19 protein-coding genes are annotated in these 23,062 nt (G+C 66.9%); 13 read left to right on the top strand and 6 right to left on the bottom strand.

The genetic code is table 11. From position 1 onward, the window contains the following. Positions 1-118: 118 nt before the first annotated feature. Complete coding sequence (locus AAHS21_RS23160) at positions 119-1,357, top strand: cytochrome P450 (RefSeq protein WP_342929890.1); 1,239 nt, start codon at positions 119-121, stop codon at positions 1,355-1,357. Position 1,358: 1 nt separating this feature from the next. Here AAHS21_RS23160 and AAHS21_RS23155 read toward each other — a convergent pair whose 3' ends face one another. Both AAHS21_RS23155 and AAHS21_RS23150 read right to left on the bottom strand, forming a co-directional pair. Then, positions 1,359-1,550, bottom strand: a complete 192-nt coding sequence (locus AAHS21_RS23155; protein WP_342929889.1) for a ferredoxin — start codon at positions 1,548-1,550, stop codon at positions 1,359-1,361. An 11-nt stretch (positions 1,551-1,561) separates the two neighbouring features. Then, positions 1,562-3,952 carry a CoA transferase gene (locus AAHS21_RS23150; protein WP_342929888.1) on the bottom strand — a complete coding sequence of 797 codons (2,391 nt, stop codon included), beginning with the start codon at positions 3,950-3,952 and terminating at the stop codon, positions 1,562-1,564. 116 nt (positions 3,953-4,068) lie between these two features. Between AAHS21_RS23150 and AAHS21_RS23145 the strand changes: the two genes are divergently transcribed. Both AAHS21_RS23145 and AAHS21_RS23140 read left to right on the top strand, forming a co-directional pair. Further along, on the top strand, positions 4,069-4,902 hold the full coding sequence (locus AAHS21_RS23145) for an FCD domain-containing protein (RefSeq protein WP_342929887.1): 834 nt from the start codon (positions 4,069-4,071) through the stop codon (positions 4,900-4,902). Positions 4,903-4,908: 6 nt separating this feature from the next. Beyond that, complete coding sequence (locus tag AAHS21_RS23140; protein ID WP_342929886.1) at positions 4,909-5,628, top strand: SDR family oxidoreductase; 720 nt, start codon at positions 4,909-4,911, stop codon at positions 5,626-5,628. Here AAHS21_RS23140 and AAHS21_RS23135 read toward each other — a convergent pair. Further along, on the bottom strand, positions 5,591-6,460 hold the full coding sequence (locus tag AAHS21_RS23135; protein WP_342929885.1) for an LLM class flavin-dependent oxidoreductase: 870 nt from the start codon (positions 6,458-6,460) through the stop codon (positions 5,591-5,593). The two genes, AAHS21_RS23140 and AAHS21_RS23135, sit on opposite strands and share 38 nt — an antisense overlap. A 69-nt stretch (positions 6,461-6,529) precedes the next feature. Here AAHS21_RS23135 and AAHS21_RS23130 point away from each other — a divergent pair, with 69 nt between their 5' ends. The 5 genes from AAHS21_RS23130 to AAHS21_RS23110 are packed head-to-tail and all read left to right on the top strand — an operon-like array spanning position 6,530 to position 12,285. Beyond that, a complete protein-coding gene (locus AAHS21_RS23130; protein ID WP_342929884.1) occupies positions 6,530-7,594 on the top strand; it encodes an acyl-CoA dehydrogenase family protein in 1,065 nt (354 codons plus the stop codon). Next, positions 7,591-8,706, top strand: coding sequence for an acyl-CoA dehydrogenase family protein (locus AAHS21_RS23125; protein WP_342929883.1), 1,116 nt, complete (start codon positions 7,591-7,593; stop codon positions 8,704-8,706). Before AAHS21_RS23130 ends, AAHS21_RS23125 begins: the two co-directional genes overlap by 4 nt. A gap of 2 nt (positions 8,707-8,708) precedes the next feature. Beyond that, positions 8,709-9,857 carry an acyl-CoA dehydrogenase family protein gene (locus tag AAHS21_RS23120; protein ID WP_342929882.1) on the top strand — a complete coding sequence of 383 codons (1,149 nt, stop codon included), beginning with the start codon at positions 8,709-8,711 and terminating at the stop codon, positions 9,855-9,857. Next, positions 9,854-10,789 (top strand): acyl-CoA dehydrogenase family protein, encoded by a 936-nt coding sequence (locus AAHS21_RS23115; RefSeq protein WP_342929881.1) that lies wholly within the window; start codon positions 9,854-9,856, stop codon positions 10,787-10,789. Before AAHS21_RS23120 ends, AAHS21_RS23115 begins: the two co-directional genes overlap by 4 nt. Next, positions 10,786-12,285 carry a class I adenylate-forming enzyme family protein gene (locus AAHS21_RS23110; RefSeq protein WP_342929880.1) on the top strand — a complete coding sequence of 500 codons (1,500 nt, stop codon included), beginning with the start codon at positions 10,786-10,788 and terminating at the stop codon, positions 12,283-12,285. Before AAHS21_RS23115 ends, AAHS21_RS23110 begins: the two co-directional genes overlap by 4 nt. Before the next feature lie 63 nt (positions 12,286-12,348). Here the strand turns inward: AAHS21_RS23110 and AAHS21_RS23105 are convergent, their stop codons facing one another. Continuing rightward, entirely contained in the window at positions 12,349-12,747 is a 399-nt protein-coding gene (locus AAHS21_RS23105) for an SdpI family protein (protein ID WP_342929879.1), read from the bottom strand. Between the two features lie 307 nt (positions 12,748-13,054). Between AAHS21_RS23105 and AAHS21_RS23100 the strand changes: the two genes are divergently transcribed. Next, the gene (locus tag AAHS21_RS23100; RefSeq protein ID WP_342929878.1) at positions 13,055-14,500 is read left to right on the top strand and encodes an HNH endonuclease signature motif containing protein; all 1,446 of its coding nucleotides are present in this window, start codon (positions 13,055-13,057) and stop codon (positions 14,498-14,500) included. On the opposite strand, the gene AAHS21_RS23095 is transcribed toward AAHS21_RS23100, so the two are convergent. Together AAHS21_RS23095 and AAHS21_RS23090 are read right to left on the bottom strand one after the other, a co-directional pair. Next, the gene (locus AAHS21_RS23095) at positions 14,497-14,988 is read right to left on the bottom strand and encodes a hypothetical protein (RefSeq protein ID WP_342929877.1); all 492 of its coding nucleotides are present in this window, start codon (positions 14,986-14,988) and stop codon (positions 14,497-14,499) included. The genes AAHS21_RS23100 and AAHS21_RS23095 overlap by 4 nt on opposite strands. Positions 14,989-15,015: 27 nt before the next feature. Then, positions 15,016-19,320: a cation-translocating P-type ATPase gene (locus AAHS21_RS23090; RefSeq protein ID WP_342929876.1), complete on the bottom strand. Its 4,305-nt coding sequence runs from the start codon at positions 19,318-19,320 to the stop codon at positions 15,016-15,018. A gap of 458 nt (positions 19,321-19,778) precedes the next feature. Between AAHS21_RS23090 and AAHS21_RS23085 the strand changes: the two genes are divergently transcribed. The 4 genes from AAHS21_RS23085 (at position 19,779) to AAHS21_RS23070 (ending at position 23,002) form a co-directional block, all read left to right on the top strand. Then, entirely contained in the window at positions 19,779-19,982 is a 204-nt protein-coding gene (locus AAHS21_RS23085) for a hypothetical protein (RefSeq protein WP_342929875.1), read from the top strand. Between the two features lie 122 nt (positions 19,983-20,104). Continuing rightward, positions 20,105-21,133: a hotdog fold thioesterase gene (locus AAHS21_RS23080; protein ID WP_342929874.1), complete on the top strand. Its 1,029-nt coding sequence runs from the start codon at positions 20,105-20,107 to the stop codon at positions 21,131-21,133. 76 nt (positions 21,134-21,209) lie between these two features. Then, positions 21,210-22,415: an amidohydrolase family protein gene (locus AAHS21_RS23075; protein ID WP_342929873.1), complete on the top strand. Its 1,206-nt coding sequence runs from the start codon at positions 21,210-21,212 to the stop codon at positions 22,413-22,415. Between the two features lie 155 nt (positions 22,416-22,570). After that, complete coding sequence (locus tag AAHS21_RS23070) at positions 22,571-23,002, top strand: anti-sigma factor antagonist (protein ID WP_342929872.1); 432 nt, start codon at positions 22,571-22,573, stop codon at positions 23,000-23,002. Positions 23,003-23,062: the final 60 nt, after the last annotated feature.

The raw sequence follows: 23,062 nt of genomic DNA, 5'->3' as shown, positions 1-23,062 counted from the left end.
GCCGCTCTTACCTCACCGCGTTTCGACGACTAGAGTCTATTTTTACTATCTTAAGCATTGAACGTCAACGCGGCACCAGGCGGGTTGCCGCACGATAGGAGAGCGAGCGGGGTTGCGCATGACTGCTGCTGCAGTGGACCTATCCGATTTCGCCTTGTGGCGTAACGGTTTTCCCGACGAATTGTTCGCCGACTTACGGCACACCAGACCCCTTTTCCGGCACGAACTGACACCGGGTGTCGCCGACACGGTCAAGCGCCAATTCTGGGTCGCGACCAGGCACCGGCATGCGGTTCGCCTGCACCGCGACACCGAATCGTTCACCGCCGCCGACGGCCCGCTCATCCAGCCGGTCGCCCTGTTCGCATCGTCTCCGACGATCATCACGCTGGACCCACCGGAGCTGAACAAGCGCCGCAAACTCATCGCAGGCGCCTTCAACCCACGCGCGATCGCCAAGCTGGAAGCCGGCATCCGGGCGCGGGCGGCGCAGCTGATCGGCGCGCTGCTCGCCAGGGGCGGTGGGGACTGGATCGAAGATGTTGCCGACGCGTTGCCGATGACGGTGATCGGCGACATCATCGGCATCCCAGACGAAGACCGGCCGCGAATCTTCGACATCTTCGACCGCATCCTGAAGGCGCTTGCGCCCGAGGCAGGCCCGAGCGGACAAGTAGAGCTCGAGCTGTTCGGTTCGGTCTTCGCATACGCGATGGAGCTGACGGCGGACAAGCGCGACAACCCGACCGGTGACATCTGGAGCACGCTGGCGACCGCGGTGATCACCGGCGACGACGGCGAGGAATTCCGCCTGCCCGAAAACGAGCTGGAGTTCTTCTTCTTCGTGCTCGCGTTCGCCGGCAGCGACACCACCAAGAACGCACTGGCCATGGGGCTACAGGCGTTCGTCGCCGACCCCGAGCAGATCGAACGCTATCGCGCGGACGAAGCGGTGCGGCCCGGCGCCGTTGAGGAGGTGCTGCGCTGGGCCTCCCCAGTGGCGTACTGGACCCGCACCGCGAAGGTCGACGTAGAGATGGACGGTCAGCACATCCCCGCGGGCGACCGCGTGGTGTCGATGCTGCGTTCTGCCAATCGCGACGAGGAGGTCTTCGAGTCGCCGTTCACCTTCGACATCGGGCGGCAACCCAACCCGCACGTGGCATTCGGCGGTGGCGGGCCACACCACTGCCTGGGCGCGATGCTGGCGCGCGCCGAACTGCGGGCCGTGCTCGACGAACTGCTGCTGCGCTGCGATCGCATCGAAATCGGGCCCGCTACCGTGTCGTATCCGAACCTGACCACCAACATGTCGATCTACGACGAGATGCCGATCTCGTTGTCCGACCGGCGCTGAGTCAGTCCTGCAAGCGCAGTGCGGCCTTGGGGCATTGCTCCACCGCGGCGCGGACGTCGATCTCCCGGTCCGGCGCCACCTCGCCGTCCGCGATCTGCACGACGTCCTCGTCGCCGAGTTCGAACACGTCGGGGGCGAGCGATTCACAAAAGCCGTTGGCCTCGCACAAGGTCTCGTCGACGGTCACGCGCATCAGTTGCCTCCTCATAGGCCCTTCGGGCGGGTTCCGATCACCCCGCCGGCAGCGAGGTTCGCCAGTTCTTCGTCGGTCAGCCCGCACCGATCGCGCAGTACTTCCGCGTTGTGCTCGCCGAGGGTCGGCGGTGGGCGCAGCAGCCACCGATCCTGTCCGGTAAGCGAAGCGAACGGCGGGCACGGATACTCCGCTGACCCGATGCTCGAATGCCGCAGCTCTTCGAAAAAGCCCCGGTCGCGCAGTTGGGGGTTCTCGGTCACCAGCGACGGCGAGATCACCGGCGCCGCAGGCACACCCGCGCTCGCCAGCCGCTCCACCGTCGGCCCCAGGGGCTGTCCGGCAAACCACTGCCGCAGCCGGTCATCGATGTCGTCGTCACGCTCGCGTCGCCCGGCGGCGGTGCCCAGAGAATCGTCACACCAGGCCGGCTGCCCCATCACCTCGACGAGCGCGGCCCACTGCTGGTCGTCACGCACGGTGACCGCGATCCAATCGTCGTCTCCGGTACACCGGTAGAGGTTCTGGATCAACCCCCCGAAACCACGATTGCCGTTGCGGCTCAGCGTCTTTCCGTATACTTCATACTCGATCGGCTGTATCGCGGCGGCGTTGAGCACTGTCTCGAGCATCGGCAGCTCCAGCTGCTGACCCGTTCCGGTGCGTTCGGTGAAGTTCAGCGCGGCCAGCACGGCGAAGGCGGCATGCACCCCGGCCAGCGGATCGCAGGCGCCGCGCGGCGTCACCGGCGGGGCATCCGGCAGTCCGGTCACCCAGGCCAGCCCGGCGAGCTGTTCCATCGTGGGGGCGAATCCGACCCGGTCGCGCCACGGGCCGTCCAGACCGAACGCGGGCATCCGGGCGACGACGAGTTTCGGATTGACTTCGAGCAGCACGTCGGCGGTCAGCCCGAACTGGTCCATCACGCGCGGTGAGAAGTTCTCGATCACGACGTCGGCGCCGGCCGCCAGTTTCTTGAACAGACGCCGTCCCTCTTCGGAGCCCAAATCCAAGGTGACTGAACGCTTGTTGGTGTTCATCGCGTGAAACACCCAGCCGTACTCCCACCAGTCGTCCACGTCTTTGCGCATCCCGCCGGAGTACCGAATACCGTCGGGACGCTGGATCGACTCGACCTTGATCACGTCCGCGCCGAACGCCGCCAGCAGATGGGTTGCCGCCGGCCCCGCCCAAAAGGCCGTCAAGTCAACGATCCGCACACCCTCCAATGGCCTAGCGCCGGGCGCCAGTGCGCGCTCGTGTTCGCTTGTGCGCCAAGCCGGCTCGTCGTTGTCGGCGCCCAAAGCAGCGGTCTGGCCCACCGGAGCCGCCGCGCACGCCGACATCAGCCACGGCGGGCGGGGCTGATGAAAGCCGGCGGGGTTGGGCTGGAATACCCCGCGTTCGGTCGCGTAATCCGTGTCCCGGATCGTGGCACCGTTACCCAATGCCGCGATCGGCAGCCGGAACAGCTGGCCGAGTTCGACGATCTCCGCGACGGTGCGTTCGGCCAGCCACGGGCCGATCTGTTCGCGGATCAGGTCACGATAGCCCCACCGGCCGATCTGAAAACGCAGCTGCTCAATCTCTTCCAGCTGCGGGCATTCCACCATCGCCAGGAAGTCGAGCCACTGCTGACCGGTCACCATGGTGATCCCGACGTAACCGTCCTTGGCCGGCTCGATCGACGGGACTTCGGTGGTGCGGCTGATCGGCGGCACCCGCAGTAACTGCGAATGCAGCCATTCGCTGCTCTGCATCAACGTCATCGCCTCGAGCATCGAAAGATCCAGATGCTCACCGGGACCGCCGTGCTCGACGCGACGACGCACGGCCAGCGCACCGAACGCGGCGAACACACCGCCCATGTACTCCCCCAGGTCGCCGCCGATCGAGATCGGGGGCCCGGCCGGATCACCCCGGAAACCGGGCGAGCCGGCCCAGGCCTGCAGGGTGAACTCGCTGGCGGGACGGTCGGCATATGGTCCGGTCCAGCCGAAGTCGGAGATCGTGACGACGACGGCTTGCGGCACGTCCGCGAGCAGCCGGCGCGGATCTATACCCAGCGCTGCGGCACGCGACGGGCCGGCGGTGAGGATGATCACGTCGGCGCCGGCCAATTCGGCACGCAATCGCTGCGAGCCGGGCGCGAAGGTCATGCTGTGCTTGCCGGCGTTGAGATAACAGTAGAACGGCGACGGCTCGTCGTCGGGCACGTTGGAACATGACGCCGAATAACGCCGCAGCCAATCGCCTTGCGGCGGTTCGATTTTGCACACCCGCGCCCCGGCGTCGACCAGCAACTTGCCGCAGTAGCTGCCAGCTATCCGGTCGCTGATCTCGACGACCCGCAGCCCGTGCAGCGGTGTCGGACGGTCGTCAGACCCCTGGCTCAATTGCATCCGCCCTTCCGATCGACACGCGATCAGAGATGCTATTTATATCATTACTGCTAAAATAGCTAAGCCAGCTGAGTGTGGCGGGTTCGCCGCTCTGGCGCTGCTCCTGCGAGGAATGGATGACCACCCTGGGAATTGGGCCCGATGCCCGTCGCCGGTTGTCGGCGCCGAGGATCGCCGAAATCGTAGCCGACGAACTGCGCCGGCAAATCATCGACGGCGAGCTTGCCGACGGCGATCTCCTGCCGCGCCAGGAAGTCCTGGTCGAACAGTTCAACGTCAGCCTGGTCTCGCTGCGCGAAGCGCTGCGCATCCTGGAAACCGAGGGGCTGGTGTCGGTGCGCCGCGGTAACCGTGGCGGCGCCGTCGTGCATGCGCCGGCCAAGACCAGCGCGGCCTACATGCTCGGGCTGTTGCTGCAGAGCGAGTCCGTTCAGGTCGCCGACCTCGGCATGGCGTTGCAGGAGCTGGAGCCCGCGTGCGCCGCGCTGGCGGCTCAGCGTCCGGACCGGGCGGACACCCTGGTGCCGGAACTCAAGCAGGTCAACGATTCCATGGCCGAGCACCTCGACGACGGGCGACTGTTCACCGAAATCGGCCGCCAGTTCCACGATCTCATCGTGCAGGGCTGCGGAAACCACACCATCATCGCGGTCGTCGGCAGCCTGGAGACGCTGTGGAGCAGCCACGAACGTCAATGGGCAGACGAGAGCGCGGCGCGCGGCACCTACCCCTCGCTGACCCAGCGGCGGGCCGTCCTCAACACACACGTCAAACTCGCCGAGACGATTGCCGAGGGCGACGTCGACCGGGCTCGGCGCATCGCGGGACGTCACCTCGCCGATACGCAGACCTATGTGCTGGCCGGTCGCCCCAGCCAACGGATCTACGCCCTGTCGCCGCAGTCTCTTTCTCGTTCGGGGTCACGCCCGCGCGGTCTGCGGCAGTCCTAAGTCCCTATGCGAACCGCGTTGGTCACCGGCGGCAGCGGCGGGATTGGAAAAGGGTGCGGGCGCAAGCTCGCCGAACTCGGTTACGAGGTGGTCCTGGTGGCCCGGCGCGAGGGTCCGTTACGCGCGGCGGCCGAGGAGATCGGGGCCCATCACATCGTGGCCGACGCATCCGATCCAGACGGATTTTCCACTGCGATAAGCACTTTGGAGACGATCGACCTGGTCGTCCACGCCGCCGGCGCGCTCGGCGGAACGTATGCGCGTAAACAGACCTTCCAGCAGTGGCAGACCATCATCTCGGCCAACCTGGATTCGTGCTTCGTGGTGACCGCCGCTGTGCTGCCGCGGATGCGCCCCGGGTCCCGCTTCGTTTTCATCTCGTCGTCGGCCGCACACGAGCCGATGATGGCCCGCACCGCCTACTCCGCGTCGAAGGCCGGCATGAACGCGTTCGCCCGCGCCCTGGCGCTCGAAGTCGATCGCGACGGCATCGCCGTGCACATCGTGACGCCGGGCCCGGTGGAAACCGAGATGCTGCAGGACGTTCCCTTCGAGATGTTCGCGATTCAGATCTCCGATGTCGCCGAGGCGGTCGCCTGGCTGGACACCGTGGACCCGTCGGTGGATCTGCCGGAGATCCGGCTTTCCGCGGTGCAGCGCGGCCCGTACGCCCGGCCGCCGGTCGTTCCTAACGAAGCGCGCCGCCGCCGTCAGGGAACGGCTTGATGACCGTTTCGCCGAACTGGTGCAGCGATTCCGGCTTCGCGAAATCGGCGAACCACACATAGAAGCGCTCCACCCGCTGGGCGGCCAGGCCCGCGAAATGCCGGGTCAGGTCGTCGGCGTCACCGCACACCAGACCCGCCCCGAGCACGCCGAAGCGCCGGGTGCTGACTTCGCGCACGGTCTCGGGGTCGGCACCCGAGTGCGCGAACCCGATCATCTGCTGCACCGAGATTCGGGCGTCGCCCGCCGACGGGGCCAAGGTGGCCAGCCGATCGATGTAGTCGGCCTGCAGGTTCCACCAATCCGCATGATTGCGAACAAGTTCCATCATGCGAGGCCCGCTGCCGCCCAGGACCAGCGGTATCGGATGGTTGCGCTGGGGTGACTGAGCCACGCCGTCGTCGGCACCGTCGCCCCAGTACTGCCTGATCAGGGCCAGGTGACGGCCAAGCTGCGCGACGCGGGCCACCGGATCCTGCTGACCGACATCGAATCGGCTGAACTCGGCGGGCCAGGAGCCCGAACCGAGGCCCAGATCGAAGCGGCCGCCCGATGCGTCCGACAAGGTGACGGCTTGCTTGGCGAGCACGGCGGGATGCCGAAAGGCGTCGCACAGCACCAGGTGTCCGACCCGCAACCGCTCGGTGTTGGCCGCCACCCAGGTCGCGACGGCCATTGCCTCCCAAATGCTTTCGCCCGGCAACCCGGGAGCCTCGAGGTGATCGATGAACGCGATTCCGTCGAAGCCAGTAGCTTCGGCAGCCCGCGCGCGTTCCGTGATGTCGGCCACTGACAACCGCACCTGCGGCAGGAACAGATACCACTCGACCATGCGCCACCTATGCTCGTGCCGATTGCAACAGTGCGGCTAGTTTACTATCTTTATTATGTTAGGGGTCTTATGGATGTCGGACTGACTTCGGATCAACTGTCGCTGCGCGACACCGTGCGCGACATTCTGCGTACCGAATGTCCTCCCGATGCCGCCCGGCAGGCCTTGACGGACCCGGAGCGCTGGCGCGTTCTGTGGAAGACCGTAGTCGACTTGGGCTGGACCGAACTCGCCGCACCCGGCGGTGACTTCGGGCCCGTCGAGCAAGCACTGGTTCTCGAGGAATGCGGTGCCGCGCTGGCCCCAATTCCGTTGCTCAGCAGCGTCGGTTTGGCCGCGGGCGTCTTGCGGGCCTGTGGTCTGGACAAGCTGCTCACCGACATCGCCGGCGGCGTCGTCGCCACCCTGGCGGTGCACGCCAAGGGATCTCGGCTACCCGAGCCACCGTTGACACTGCGCGGCGGACGGGTGCGCGGCCGGGCGGTCGCGGTCCCCGACGCGGCCCGCGCAGAGCTGATTGTCACGCTGGCCAAATCCCTCGACGGCTATGTCGCTGTGGCGGTGCGCACCGGGGACGGTATGACGATCACCGCGGGCGAGTCCACCGACCCCGCGCACCCGGTAGCCGACGTCGAGATCGACGCCGAACCCGTGGCCTCGGCGCCCGTCGACCTCGAGTCGGCACTGACCGCTCCGATGGTGGCCGTCGCCGCCGATCTGGTCGGGACTGCTGGCGCCGCCTTGCACCTGTCCGTCGAGCACGCGAAGTCCCGCCGTCAGTTCGGCACGCCGATCGGGGCGTTTCAGGGCATCAAGCACGCGCTGGCCGACAACTACGTCGGCGTCGAGCGCGCCCGCAGCCTCACCTACGCGGCGGCAGCCCGCCTCGCGGTGGCGAACACCGCACCCGCGGCCGCCTGGACGGCCGCGGCGCTAGCCAAGGCGGCGGCCGGTGATGCTGCGGCCAACTGTGCCCGCACCGCCGTCCAGGTGCACGGCGCACTCGGACAGACCTGGGAGCACGACGCCCACCTCTATGTCCGGCATGCCTGGCAGGGTGCGGCGCAGCTGGGAGACAGTCGCGCGCTCTACCACGAGGTGGGCTGCCGCTTCCTCGCCGGAGGCGCGGCATGACGACTCCATCCGAGGTGGTCGCCGAGTACGTCGACTGGTTAGCCGCATTCCTGCCCGACGACTACTACGAGAACTACCGCCGCTATCGCTGGGACATCGCGCTGCGCCGCGACCACCAACGGGCCGCGTTCGAGGCCGGGTGGATCCAGCCGACCTGGCCGCGTGAGCATGGCGGCCGATCGCTGGGCCTGCGCGACGCGATGGAGATACGAATCGAGGGCGCGCTGCGGTCGGCGCCCAAGCTGCCCAACATTCAAGGGCCGGGTGTCGCCGCACCCGGCATCCGCCAGTTCGGCACGCCAGCCCAGATCGAACGCCTGCTCGTGCCCCTGCTGCGCGGCGACGAGTGGTGGGCACTGGGCATGTCCGAACCGGAAGCCGGATCGGATTTCGCCGGACTGCGCACCCGCGCCGAGCGCGATGGTGACGTCTTCGGTGTCAACGGCCACAAGATCTGGACCACACAGGCCCACGAATCACGGTGGTGCACGCTGTATGCCCGCACCGATCCGGACGCGCCCAAGCACCGTGGCATCTCGTGCCTGATCCTCGACCTGCACTCCCCTGGTGTGCGCATCGAACCCATCCGGATGTCGTCGATCTCCGATGAGACGTTCTGCGAAGTCTTCCTCGACGACGTCGAGATCCCGGTGCAGAACCTGCTGGGCCCGGTCAACGGCGGCTGGAACGTTGCGCTGTCGTCGTTGCACCACGAGCGCCAGATGATCTGGATCATGAACTGGGTTGAAATCAAGCGCGGACTCGACGCGGTGCGCAAGGCCGGCAACGGCGCCGAAGACCAGGGCTTGTGCGCCGAACTCGGGTCGCTGCTCGCCGATGCCGAAGCACTGCGGGCCACCGGATACCGTGCGCTGGGCAACGAACTGGCAGGCCGCGGCAGCCCGGAAGCCGACATCATGAAACTACTCGGATCGGTTACCTTGCAACGGGTTTGGGAACTCGCCGCCGCCGCCGAAGGACCGGGCTCGGCCAGCGACCCGGATCTGCTGTTCGAACGCCAGGACGCGCTCGCCGCCACCATCTACGGCGGGACCTCGGAGGTGCAGCGCAACATCATCGCCGAGCGACTACTCGGGCTGCCGAAGGGATAATGATGGATTACGACCTCGGCGACGACGCCGTCGAATTGCGACACCGGCTGCGAGAGTTGATCGCTCATCACGTGCCACCCGACTTCCTCGGGGCCTGCACGGAGGATCCCGAGGACCTCGCCACCACCGAGACGTTCTGCAAGCTGCTCGCCGTCGAGGGGCTGCTGGCGCTGGCCTGGCCGAAAGAGCATGGCGGCGGCGGTGGTTCGGTCTGGCAGCAGACCGTACTACGCGAGGAGATGTGGGCTCAGCACGAGCCGCGCGGTCCGCAATACATGGGCATCAACTGGGTCGGTCCGGCACTGATGCGCTACGGCACCGAAGAGCAGAAGGCCAAACACCTGGGCGCCATTGCCTCCGGCGATGTGATTTGGTGCCAAGGCTTTTCCGAGCCGGAGGCCGGATCCGACCTCGTCTCGTTGCGTACTCGCGCCGTGGCCGACGCCCAGGGGTGGCGCATCACCGGCCAGAAGGTGTGGACGTCGTACGCCCAGATGGCGTCGTGGTGTGTACTGGCGACGTGCACCGACCCCGACGCGCCAAAGCACAAGCGGCTCACTCTCTTTCTGATCCCGATGGATCGGCCCGGCTTCACGGTACGGCCGATCCCGTCGATGCTGGGCCCGCATCACCTCAACGAGATGTTCCTCGACGGCGTACCGGCGTACCCCGGCGATGTGCTCGGTGAGGTCGGTGACGGCTGGCGGGTGATGCGTGAAGCGCTCGCGTTCGAGCGGGTCGGAATCGCGCGCTACGCACGCTGCGAGTCGCTGCTGCACCGCATGCAAAGCGAGCTCGGCGAGGACTGGGACCGGTTGCCCGAAACGCTTCGGGCCCGGTGGGTCCGGGCACTTGTCGACTTGCGAGTGGCCAGGCTGCTGGCCTACCGCGCGGTGTCGCTGCAGGACGATCCGTCGGCGGGGGCGGCGGCCAGCGCCGCCCGCATCGCGACCACGACCTGCGATCAACAGGTCGCCGAGTTGCTGTTCGACGTGCTGGGACCGGTGGCGCTGGACAGCGGGGCGTCGTCGGCACTGCACGGGGCGATTGAAGACCATTGGCGATACGCACAAGCGGCCACTGTGGCATCGGGCACCATCGAGGTGCAGCGGATGCTGGTGGCACGAGACGCTCTGGGAGAACGCCGGTGAAAACCACACTGCCACAAGATATTAGTGACTTCGCGGCGGTCGCGGCCAAAAGGTTCGATCGGCTGGGCGGGCCAGCGGCCGCCCTGCGGGCCGAGCGAGACGACAGCGTCCGGGACGCGGCGCGCGTGGCGCTGAGCGAGCTCGGCGCGTTCGAACTCGACGTCCGGTCCGGTCCCGACGACATGCTGGCCGCGGCGGTGCTGTGCCAAAGCGCCGGTGCGCACGCGTTGCCCTATCCCCTCGTCGAGGAGCTGCTGGCGATCGACGGTGCCCGGCTGGCCCTGGTCGACCCCGAGGCGCCGCGCATCGACCACGGCGACCTGCCCGGCGACTGGATCGCCGCGGACTTGGACGGTAATCGCTACCGGCTGCGGATCGCGTCGCGGACCAACGCCAAATTGGGGCCGTTCCTGGTGCCGGCCTCAATCAGCACACCCGACGGGACAGTTCCGGTCGCCGACATTAATCTTCATCTCGTGCTGGGATCATGGCGGATTCTGGGTGCGATGCAGCGCTCGCTGCAGATCGTCACTGACCATGTGCAAGCACGCATCCAGTTCGGCAAGCCGCTGGCGGACTTCCAGGCTGTCCGGTTCGCCGTCGCGGATGCCTCCGTCGCGATACGCGGCCTGCACGAACTGGCGAAATACACCATTTGCCGCCCCGAATCACTGCCGGTGCGGGTGCATTCCGCCGACGCGCTGGTGTTGCGGTTCAAGGCCGCCGACACCGCACGGCAAGTGCTGCGCACCTCGCATCAGTTGCTCGGTGCCCTGGGGTTCTGCGACGAGTCCGATGTCAGCGTGCTCGACCGGCACACCCAGCCGCTGATCCGTCTTCCGCTGGGCGCCGAGGCGCTCGGGCTGCGGTTGATCTCCGACGTCCGCGACGGCTCTCTGGAAACCCTGTTCACGGAGCCGGTATCAGCGTGAGCACCCAGCCCGCCGAAGCCTCGGCGACGCCGAACCCGTTCGAGGACGGGGTCCCGTTCGGAACCAAACTGGCCGAGCTCGCCGAGGAGCTCGGCGACCAGCCGGCGGTGACGATCGTCGCGCTGGACGGCACCACGCAGACGCTGAGCTTTCGCGAGCTCGACGCCCGCGCCAACCAGTGGGGACGGGCCCTTGCCGCCAGCGGGGCCGAAACGGGTTCACTTGTCGCGCTTGCTATCCCAAACTCACAGCACCTGGTACTGGCCACGCTGGGGTGTTGGAAAATCGGCGCGGTCCCGATCCCCATGCACTGGGATCTGCCCGAATGGGAGCGGGACCGAGTGCGCGCGGTGATCGATCCCGCCGTCGTCGTCGACGAGACAAGCCGGTGGGAGCTGGAGGCCCGGGCCGCCGCGGAATCGACCGGCCCGCTGCCCGAAGCCGTTTCCCCGCATGCCAACGGAATCTGTAGCAGTGGGTCGACGGGCGTACCCAAGGTGATCCTCAGCTTGGCTCCGTCGCTGTGGATACCGCAGCACGGCGAACCGTTTCTGTCCAACTGGACGCCGGTGGACAAGCCGCAGACGATCCTGGTCCCCGCGCCGATGTATCACACCAACGGCTTCGCGACCTTCCTGATGCTGCTCAGCGGCGACCATCTGGTGATCCTCGAAAAGTTCGACGCGGCAGTGTTTGTCGACGCGATCGAGCGTTACCGGATCACCAATTTCACGGCCACGCCGACGATGCTGGCGCGCATCGCGGCCCTGCCCGACATCGCGCAACGCGACCTGTCCAGCGTCGTGTTCATCCTGCAGGGCGCCGCGGTGATGCCGCCGTCGCTGCTGCACACCTGGTTCGAACTGCTCAGCCCCGAGCAGATCGTGACGGCCTACGGCATGACCGAGAATCTCGGCCTGACCGCATTGCGCGGCGACGAATGGCTGGCGCATCCCGGCAGTGTGGGTCGCGGCTTCCGCGACACCGAGATCCGGATCCTGGATGCCGACAAGAACCCGCTGGGCCCCGGCGAACACGGTGAGGTCTACCTGCGTTCGGTGATGAGTGCGGGCTACCGCTACCTCGGTGGGGCGCCGCCGCTGCCGTCGACCGACGACGGGTTCCGGTCCGCCGGCGACATCGGCCACCTCGACGAGGACGGCTTTCTCTACATCGTCGACCGCCGCGTCGACATGATCGTCAGCGGCGGCGCGAATGTCTTTCCCGCCGAAGTCGAATCGGCGCTCGCGGGACACCCCGGCATCGCCGATGTCGTGGTCATCGGACTCGCCGACGAGCGGTGGGGCCGCCGCGTACACGCGGTCGTGCAAGCCGCCGACGGCGTGGAGGTCACCGAAGAACATGTGATCGAGTACGCCAAAAACCGGCTGGCGCCCTACAAGGCACCCAAGACGGTCGAGTTCGTTGACGAGATTCCCCGCACGGCGGCCACCAAGGTCAATCGCTCGGCGATGATCAAGGCCCGCGAGGGCTGAGCGTCGCGACGCTAATACTCGCGGACACCGCGATGGCGGCCAAACCGACCAGGAGGCGAATCCTCAACGCGGTCGCCGATCCCCGGGATCGCCGCCTATCGATTTCGCGGCTCGGCCGGCGACGATGGCACTGTAGAGCGCGACAGGAACCGAAACTAGTAGGCCACCGACTCCGACAAGCATGGTGACGCCGAACGACCACCCCCACAAGGTGGCGACCAGAAGCGCGACAAGCGTTGTCGCAGTGAAAAAGATGTACAGCGGCGTCAGTCGCAACGCGGCGCGGTGGCCCGCCACCCAAGCCTGATCGCTGCTCATCGTCGATGGTGTGCGGATTCCGGTCCACTGGTTGCGCTTTAGCCGACCGTTGGCGGCTCGCCAGTTTACGGTGATGAGAACGACGGCCGCAGCGATCTGGCAGACAGCCCAAAACGCCGACATGAGGTAGCGTTCACTTTCCATTCGTCCTACCTTTGCAGTCCTTATCTCCGGCATGCGTGCAGATGGTGAAACGTCGAACGGAGTGCGCGATCCCGCCCTCGCGGCAATAGGAGACGTCGACGGCGCCGACGAGGATCCGACTCTTAGCACGCTTGCTCGCCTGCTGGTAGCGGGAAGACGCCGTCTCGGTGATTGCTCTGCGCTGTGCCAACGTCAACCCCATCCACTGGGCCTGTACGCGCGCATTTCCAGTGAGGCAACGAAGCACCCTTTCGCGCGTATTTCAGACGAGCCAACGCGGTCGGACCTGTCCATTATAATCGAATGTATGTTCGAAGAATCGCCTCGGTTCGCTGCGCGGATCATCGACCGGATCTGCGCGGCGTCACGTGCGGAGAACCAGTCGGCGGGGGCGCGGCTCGCGGCGATCGGCGAACTCGATTCACTGCGGCTGCGCGAGTGCGGGGAACGGGAGTCCTGGGCGACCGACACGTGGGACGCCATCTCCGCGGAGATCGCCGCGGCCCTGCACATCAGCCAAGCGCTGGCGTCGAGTTATCTGAACTATTCGCGCGCCATGCGAAATCGGTTGCCGCGCATAGGCGCCGCGTTGGTCGCCGGCGACATCAGTTACTCGACATTCCAGACCATCGTGTACCGCACTGACTTGATCACCGACCCCGAGGTCGTGGCCGCGGTGGACACCAAACTGGCGATGAAAGTTCGTGAGTGGCCATCGATGACGCGGGGCCGATTGGGCGCCGCGGTGGACCGCGTCGTGGCCCGAGCGGACCGCGACGCCGTTCGGCGAACCCGCGAACACCAGGCCGATCGCGAGTTCTCGCTCTGGGACGGCGGTAACGGGTTGACAGAGGTGTTCGGCCGCCTCGTCACCACTGATGCGCGCGGGGTGGACGCGCGCTTGAATACGTTGGCGCGCACCGTGTGCGAGCGAGACCCGCGCACCGTCAAACAGCGCCGCGCCGATGCGTTGGGCGCATTGGCAGCCGGATCGGACAGATTGCAGTGCCGCTGCGGGCAGCCGACCTGCCACGCGGGCACGACGCCGGTGCCGAGCCCGGTGGTCATCCATGTTGTCGCCAACCAGTCCACCGTCGACGGCACGGCACCGGAGCCCGGCGCACTCATCGGCACCGATGTGCTCATCCCCGCCGAGCTGATCGCACAACTGGCCGACACGGCGAAGCTTCGGCCGCTGGTGCATCCCGGCGACGCACCGCCCGAACGTGGTTACGTCCCGTCGCGGGCGCTGGCTGATTTCGTGCGTTGCCGTGACCTGACCTGTCGATTCCCCGGATGTGACCACCCGGCCACCGCAAGCGATCTCGACCACACCGTCCCGCACTCCCAAGGCGGAGCTACCCACGCGTCGAATCTGAAATGCCTTTGCCGCCAACATCATTTGGTCAAGACCTTCTGGGGCTGGCGAGATCGGCAGCTTGCCGACGGCACGGTGCTCTGGACTTCGCCGTCCGGGCGCACGCATGTGACCGCTCCCGGTAGCGCACTGCTATTCCCGCAGTTGTGCGCTCCCACCGGTGAGGTGACTCCGGACATCCCTCCCGACGGGTGCACCGATCGCTACGCCATGATGCCGCAGCGGCGCCGCACCCGAGCCCAAAGCCGCGCTGACTACCTCACCGCCGAACGGCGGCGAAACCGGCAAGCCCGCAACCAGCTCCAGACGGCTTCGGCCGCAACACAACTCACCTCGCAGGGCGGACCGCCGGACGGCGAGCCACCACCCTTCTAGACGTGGTGGCCGAAGACGTCTTCCATGACTTCACCGACCGCCGCCAGCGAACGGCTGGAGTGTTGCTTGACCAGTACGTGGCCGCCCAGGACGACGAGTGCGATCGGCAGCTCGACCGCCCCGAACACCAGCAGCGCGGTCAGTCCCGCGACGTAGACGACATCGTGCTTGTCAGGCCGGTGGAACTTCCCGATGACCGGCAAATCGATCGCCCGTGACTCCAACTCACGCAGGGTGCGCAGGGTACGGGCGCGCTTGGAGTTCGGGTGCGCCTCGGCGTAGGCCGCCCACCGCTGCGCGAAACTCGGTCCGAACCGCAGCTCTTCCTGCAGCTCTTCGTGGAGCTCTTCGTGCAACTCGTCATGGAGCTCATCGTGTAGCTCGTCATGGAGCTCTTCGTGCAACTCGTCGTGCAGCTCGTCATGGAGCTTGTCCGAGTCGGAATCCGTTGCAGCCGAGCCGTTTTGTTCTTCGTCCAGCGTGGTCATGTCTGTCTCTCTCTGTTGTGTCGTCGGTTAACCGGCTGGTGTGAGTTCCAGTTGTGGTGCCCGCTCCCCCTTGGCGCCATTGCCGCTGTCCATACCCGGGAGCTCCTGGGCCCACGTCGTGAGCGAGCCCACCATGTTGTTCAAGACGTTGTCAGCCTCCCCGCCGTACTTTGAGACGCGTTTCCCGATCATCGCCGCCATCCGGATCAACAGGTCGGGCTTGGCGGCCGTGAGCACGGTCAGCGCCACGGCCGGGGCCACACCTTCGATCCACCCCAGCGGACCCAGCGGCACGCAACCGACGAGTTGGCTAAGGCCGGGGGTCGTGATCAGGGCGCCCATCGCGACGAATGTGCCGACGACAGTGCTGACCACGAGCGGATCGCGCGAATCCAGCAACGTCTGCCCGAGCTGCGTGGTGACCAGGCCGACCAGACCGACCGTTGCCGCACGCTGCGGGGCGGCGCGGGTAAAGGTGGCCAGACTCCACGAGGTGCTTGCTCCAATCGTGGTGGCGGCCCCGCGGATAGCCACGGTCTCCATCAGATCGTCCATGTTGATCCCACGCTCCGACGGCGGTCGCATGTTGCGCACCGCGCTCACCGCGACGGCCGTCGTGGGGAACACGTCGGTCAGGATGTTCACCAGCAGGATCTGCCGTGCCGTCAGCGGCGCCATGCCGCGGACCATCGTCCCGTACATGTTGAAAGCCACTTCACCGGCGTTGCCGCCCAACAACATTCCAACCGCGGCCTGTGCTTGCTGCCACAGCCGATGCCCTTCCTCGATCGCCTCGAGAAGACTTCCGACGCGGCCCTCGGTCAGCACCACGTCCGCGGCGCCGCGCGCCGGGTCGCTGCCGTGCGAGGACACGCCCACGCCCACCGCGGCGGCACGGATGGCCGCGGCGTCGTTGGCACCGTCGCCCACCATCGCCGTCACCACCCCGGAATTGCTGATCTGCTGCACGATCTGGACCTTCTGCTCCGGCGACATACGCGCATAGATCACGTTGGTCTTGACGACCTCGGCCCGTTCGGCGATCGACAACCGCTCCCAGCGCGCTCCGGTGATGATGCAGTCCTCGGGCACGTCGAGCCCGATCTCGCGGGCAATGGCGCGGGCGGTGGCCGGGTGGTCACCGGTGATCACGCGTACGCCGATGTCCCGTTTGGCCAAGCCGAGCAGGAGCTCCCGCGCGTCGGGCCGGGGGGTATCGGTGATCCCGAGGAAGCCCAGCAGGCGAAGGCCGTTGCGGCACAACGGTTCCAGGCCCTTGTCCTGCGCGATCTCAAGCTCATCGTCGGTCAGCGTCTTGTCGGCGACCGCGATCACCCGAAGGCCTTGGGTCGCCATCCCGTGGACGTGTGCCAACAGCTCCTCGCGAAGGTCGTCGTCTTGACCCTCGACGCACGCGGATAGGACGATTTCCGGTCCGCCCTTGACCGCCAGGGTGTCGCCGTCCAGTCCCGCCGCGTAGGCCCGGCCGGCGCGGAACGGCAACTCGCGGTCGCGCTTGGGCTGGCTTCCGGCCCGGTTGACCACCGCGGCATCCGTCGCCTGCAGCGGAGCGTGCTCGGTCAGCGCCACCGGGGTCGCCAGCGCCGCACGCTCGAGAATCACGTCCTCGTCGAAACCTGGTTGTGCGGAGATGTTCGTTACCACCAACCGGTTTTCGCTGAGCGTTCCGGTCTTGTCGAAGCAGACCACCTCGACACGACCGAGCGTCTCGACCGACCGCGGCGCGCGGACCAGAACATTGCGCTCGGTCAATCGCCTGGCCGCCTCGCGCTGAGCCAGCGTCGCCACCAACGGAAGGCCTTCCGGCACCGCGGCGACCGCACAGTACACACCGCTGGTGACGGCCTCTTTGATGCCCGAGCCTCGCAGCAACGCGGTGGCGATCACGCCCACGCCACCGGTGAGGGTCCACGGCAGCACTTTCGCGGTCACCGCGGCCAGCTGCGCGTGCAGCCCCACCTCGTCGCGCCGGCGCGGAGCCAGCGCCATGGCCCGGCCCGCGGCGGTCGAGTCACCGACCGCGATGACCACCGCGCGGCACACCCCACTGAGCACGGTCGAGCCCTCGTAGATCATGCAGGCACGTTCGGCCAGCGGTCGGCCCGGCGTCGGCGCGGGGTTCTTGGTCACCGGCAACGACTCACCGGTCAGCGACGATTCGTCCACCTCCACGGCGACCGCGCTCAGCACGCGGGCGTCGGCGGGGACCAGCTCGCCGGACCGGACCTCGATGATCCTCCCCGGCGTCAGGTGCTCGGTGGCAATGAGCTCGAACTGGTCGGGGCCGGTCAGGACGCGCGCAGGCGGCGTCTGGGCGCTGAGCAGTCTGTTCAGCTGACGATCCGAGCTGAGTCGCTGCGCCGCGGCGATCGCGGCGCTACCGACGAGCACGATCCCGACCAGCACACCGTCCATCGGCGAACCGACAAGCGCGCTCGCCATGGCGCCGGTGGCAAGGATCGGCGTGAGCGGATCCTGCATCTCATGCCACATCGCGTCCACGACATCCTTGCCGCTGTCCGCGAATTTGGCGGCCAGCGCCTGCATCCGGGTCTTCGGCAGCTGCGCTGCCGGGGCGACGGGACCGGTGGAGTCGGCGAGCTCGGGCCACAGCACCCGAATCTGTTCCTGCGCCTGGTCGGCATCCAGGGCATGCCATTCGGTGTCGGAGGCAGCCGCCGGATCGGGCTGCATCGCCACACCCCGCCCGATCACGTATCCGGGGATGAGTGCGATGGCGGCAGCCGCGATGCTGGGGCGCACGCCCGCTGCCCGAACTCCGGGCAGCAGCGTCAGTGAGCCGAGAAGCGTTCCGGCAGCGGCTAACTCGACGCCTCGACGCGCGGCCGATTTGGCCGCGGGGATGGCATCGATGATCCGGCAGGCAACCTTCAGATTCGGGATCAGGACGTCGGCCGTCCACGCGGGCGCCGCGCGCCCGGCAGGCCAAACCCCCAGCGCGAGGTCCGCGGCCGCGAAGGCAAGCCGAAGATCACGCCCGATCACGGCGACGATCTTTCCGTCGGCCTGCAATTGCCGGACCGCTCCGAAGATGGTCAGGTCCACGTCGGCGTCGTCGAACGGCAGCAGTTCGTCGAATGTCCCCCGCAGGTGGCCGGCATCGGCCTGATCCACCGAGATGAGCTTGAGATCGGCGGCACGCGCGGCGGCCATCAGCGGTTCGGCGTACGGGTCGGCATTGCGCGCCACCACGACCTCGAGGTCCTCCAGCTCGGGCAGCTGATGCGCGGGCGACAGCGAGCAGCCGGCGTGGACACCCGGGCCGAGCAGGCCGTCGTTGACATCCGTTTGGGCACACTGCCATACCTTGGTGCGCAGTTCACCGTCGACGCCGCTGATCTCGGCGACGCGCAGGGCCTCACCGATCAGCACCGCGGGCTCGACGATCAGCACGTCGACACCGTCCAGGCGGCGGATCGCGTCGGGTCGCATCACCAGGGTGTGGTGGTAGCGGTTCAAGCCGGCGCAGAACGTGGTGGCGAACGACTCGCGCGCGTAGTTCAGCGCCCGCGGCGCGGCAACGATGACCGCCTCGCTCGCGAGCATCGCGCCGCCGCTGACGGTCAGGGCGATGGCGCCGGCAAGGCCGGCCGCGGTAGCCGCGCGGGCGTAGTTCTCCGACGCGGTGTCCGGCACCGGGCGGGGCCGCGACGTTTCCGGGTGCGGCTCGCACTGCGCGCTGAGCGCGAGGTTGGGTTCGTGCTCGTTCCAGGCCTCCACGGCTGACAGCGCCTCGATGAGGCGCAGGCTGCGAAGGCACATGTCCGCGGCGATCACCGACGGGGTGTGGCCGAGCGACTGTGTGACGGCGGTGCCCAACGCGAGCAGTGCGTCGGCGCGCCCGCGCCCGAGGGCCCGCTCGAACACCCGGCGGACGTCGGGCTGCGCCTCGGCGAAAGTGGTCGCGGCGGCAAAGGCCCGCGGCAGTCTCGGCGTCCGCGTCACCTGCAAGAACGTGGTCACACCGAGCGAGATGGCCTTGGCTCCCAGCAGGCTCATCCGATTGACGACTTCCGCGCCATCCCCGGGGATGTCGATCACCGGCAGCCGGTCCGGGGTCTGCGAACCGAACTCGTCAGCCGACTTGCTTCGATCGGCTTTGGCGGTGAAGGCCCGCTCGATCGCCTCCACCATCAGCGCCAAATCGTCTACGGTAGGCCCGTTTTCGTCGATGTCGACAATCAGGCGCGCGAGCGGCCAGTTCACCTGGGTGCGTGTGACACCAAGGGTGCTGCCGATCGTCCTTTCCAGGACGGTCTCGTACTCGGACGAGCGGGTCGCCTCGGGCATACGCAGCTCAATCCACCCCCGGCCATTGCCGGACCAGCGGCGGCGGGGACGGTCCCCGCCCAACAACTCAGCTGCCGCGGCTGCGCCGCCTGCGACCACCATTCGAAGCCCCGAGACGATCGGCTCGATGACCATATTGCGCTTTACGCCCTCTCACGATAGTTAGCTTTGACATTGCAGATTCACGCAGCAGACTCGTCGAAGTAGTACGTGCGTGCTACACCGTAAGGACTGAGAGGATCTAAGAGCGCCACTTAGAGCTTCTGAAAAGCAAACGGACGACAAATTATTGGCCACGCACACAACAACTCGAATCTTGGGAGGGCACAGTGACGCTCATCGAACGAGCCACTAAATCGGCGAACTCGGTTGCCGACCAAACGGTTTCAACAGTTAGCCAGATCGGGACCGCGGTCGCCGAGGGCGTCGTTGTTACAACGAGGGACATTCGCACTGGAATGCGGGAAGGCCACATCCGCCCTCGGACCGCCGTCGTCGCCGCGGCAGTTGGCCTGATCGCCGTCGTCGAATGGCCGCTGCTGCTCGCGGCAGGCGGTGTCGCGGTGCTGGCCAGCAAACTGAAGAAGCGGTCCCCCGAGGCCGAAAGCGACGGCGCAGCCGAGGTCGAGACGATCGACGTCGAGACCGAAACCCCTGAATAGGTTTCCGCCCGACCCCTGGCGGCCGGGCGTACCGGCCGGCCGACACCTCACGACACGCCGGCCCGCGCGGTAACCTCATTCTCGACGCGCACGCATGCGCGACGGAAGGGGACCTAGCGCACATGACCGCCCCCAGCGATGAAGCCGAGGTAACACGCGGCGACCGCTTCATCAAGACAGCAGTGGAGATCCTGCGCGAGACGGGGCGCACCGACTTCACCGTGCAGGAGATCGTCGCCCGCTCCAAGACTTCGCTGCGGGCCTTCTACCAGCACTTCAGCAGCAAGGACGAACTGTTGCTGGCGCTTTTCGACAGGACCATTTCGCAATCGGTGCGCAGCTGGCGCGCCGAGATCAACGGGCTGGACAGCACATCCGCCCTGAAGCTGCTGCTCGACCGCATCAGCCAGCAACCGGAATCCACCACCCAGGACAGCCTCAACCGGGCGCTGGGTCTGTATAACCAACATCTGGCCGAGACGCGTCCCCGCGAATATGCCCGCGTGCTGTCCCCATTGCATCAACTGGTTCGCGACATCGTCGGCCAAGGAATCACCGAAGGCGTGTTCAATCCGGGGCTCGATGTCGCGGCGTCGGCGGCCATCGTCATGCAGACGATGGTCGGGGCGCAGCGGTTGCATTGGCTGGGCACCGAATTGAACGGGACCCCGATCGACGCCGGCCAGCTGTACGACTTCCTCAGTCGCGCGCTGGGCATCCGCGACGTCGACGACGAAGCCGGCACGCCCTCGCTGGCCGAGCTGTTCGCCCAGATCGGCTTGCGCGCGGGCTCCCGCAACGGCGAATTCGCGATGACGATGCCGGTAAGTCCGAACGTGGTCAACACTTCTGGGGCGCTGCAGGGCGGCCTGATCGCCACCCTCGTCGACGTCGCGGGCGGCCAGTACGGGCTGGATTTTCTGGAGCCGGGCACCACCATGACGACCGCGGATCTGTTCGTCCGCTACCTGCGTCCTATCCGGCAGGGCGCCGCGTTCGCGGTGCCCCGGATGCTGCGCGCCGGCCGGCGGGCGATGGTCATGCAAATCGACATCTACGGCGACGGCGACGACGAGGTGGCCGCGACGGCGACGGTGAATTTCGCCATCATCAACGGCGAAACACCCAAGGGTCTCCGGGCGTACACCTAACGCCGATACACGTTATTGCACAGCGGTGGTAACGTCATTACCGCCCAAAGAGAATCCAGCCTTCAAGGAGATCGCTATGCCGTCTCGCGAGCTTCCCTTTCCCGTATTCGACGCCGATAACCACATGTACGAGCCGCAGGAGGCGCTGACCAAATTCCTGCCGGAGAAGCGCAAAAACGTCATCGACTACGTGCAGGTTCGCGGCCGCACCAAGATCGTGGTGCGCGGACACATCAGTGACTACATCCCCAACCCCACCTTCGAGGTGGTGGCTCGTCCGGGCGCCCAGGAGGACTACTTCCGCAACGGCTCGCAGGGCAAGAGCTACCGCGAGATCCTCGGCGAGCCGATGAAGGCCATCCCCGCATTTCGCGAGCCGGGCGCGCGCCTCGAGGTGATGGACGAGCTGGGCATCGACTATGCCCTGATGTTCCCGACGCTGGCCAGCCTGGTCGAAGAACGCATGAAGGACGACCCGGAGATGACCCACGACGTCATCCACGCGCTCAACGAGTGGATGCACGAGCAGTGGTCGTTTAACTACCAGGACCGCATATTCGCCACCCCGGTGATCACCCTGCCGATCATCGACCGCGCGCTCGAAGAGCTGGAATGGTGCCTGGAGCGCGGCGCTCGCACCGTGCTGGTCCGCCCGGCGCCGGTGCCCGGATACCGCGGCAGCCGGTCGTTCGGCCTGGAGGAATTCGATCCGTTCTGGCAGGCCTGTGTGCGCGCCGAGATCCCGGTCTCGATGCACGCCTCGGACAGCGGCTACTCCGAGCTGCTCAACATCTGGGAGCCCGGCGACGAGTTCCTGCCGTTCAAGCCGACCGCCTTCCGCAGCCTGGCGATGGGCCACCGGCCGATTGAGGACGCGTTCGGTGCCCTGATCTGCCACGGCGCCCTATCGCGCAACCCCGACCTGCGGATCCTGTCCATCGAGAACGGCGCCGACTGGGTGCCGACGTTGTTCAAAGGCCTTAAAGGCGTTTACAAGAAGATGCCGCAGGCATTCACCGAGGACCCGATCGAGACCTTCAAGCGGTGCGTCTACGTCAGCCCGTTCTGGGAGGACCGATTCACCGAGATCGTCAACATGGTCGGCACCGACCGGGTGGTGTTCGGATCGGACTGGCCGCACCCTGAGGGCCTGAAGGACCCGATCAGCTTCGTCGACGAGCTCGACGGCTTCAGCGACGAGGACAAGGCGAAGATCATGGGCGGCAACCTAATGGAGCTGATGAAGGTCTCCAAGCCGGCCAAGAAGCCCGTCTCGGCCTGATCCGGTACCAAGCACTGCCCGCCTCCGAGCGACATCCCGTCTGCGTTGTCGCTCGGAGGCGGGCACTTTGGTATGTCCTGGTCGAAAGCCGGACTATAGACGCGGCCTTCGACCTTGCTATAGAAAAGAATCTTCCCTGCGGGTTAGGAGCGCACGTGAATCTTGCTCCGGTCGAGTCGTCAGTAACCAGAGTCACGCTGAGCCCCCGGCTGGTTTCCGAGCTGGGCGATCCGCACAGCACGCTACGGGCGGCAACCCAGCGCAGCGGCCCGGTCGTGATCATTCGCGCGGGCGGCGAGGTCGACGCCTCCAACGAGCACACCTGGCGCGGGCTGGTCACGGAGGCGGCCGCGGTCGCCACCGCGCCGGGACCCTTCATCGTCGACATCAACGGCCTCGATTTCATGGGTTGCGGCGCGTTCGCGGTCCTGGCCGCCGCATCCGAACGCTGCCGGTCTCGCGGCATCGCACTACGGCTGGTCAGCTGCGATCCCGGCGTTGCCCGGGTCATCCAGGCGTGCAATCTCGGCAGCGCATTGCCCCTGCATCCGACCATCGACACCGCGCTGGCCACGTCGGTGGGTTGAGAACGGGTTACCGAGTTCCCCGGACGTTAGCAAACTGATGCTCGAAGCACCCTCGAGCCA

The sequence above is a fragment of the Mycobacterium sp. 050272 genome, from assembly GCF_039023525.1.
GTDB lineage: Bacteria > Actinomycetota > Actinomycetes > Mycobacteriales > Mycobacteriaceae > Mycobacterium.
This window is presented reverse-complemented; position numbering and strand designations above follow the sequence as displayed.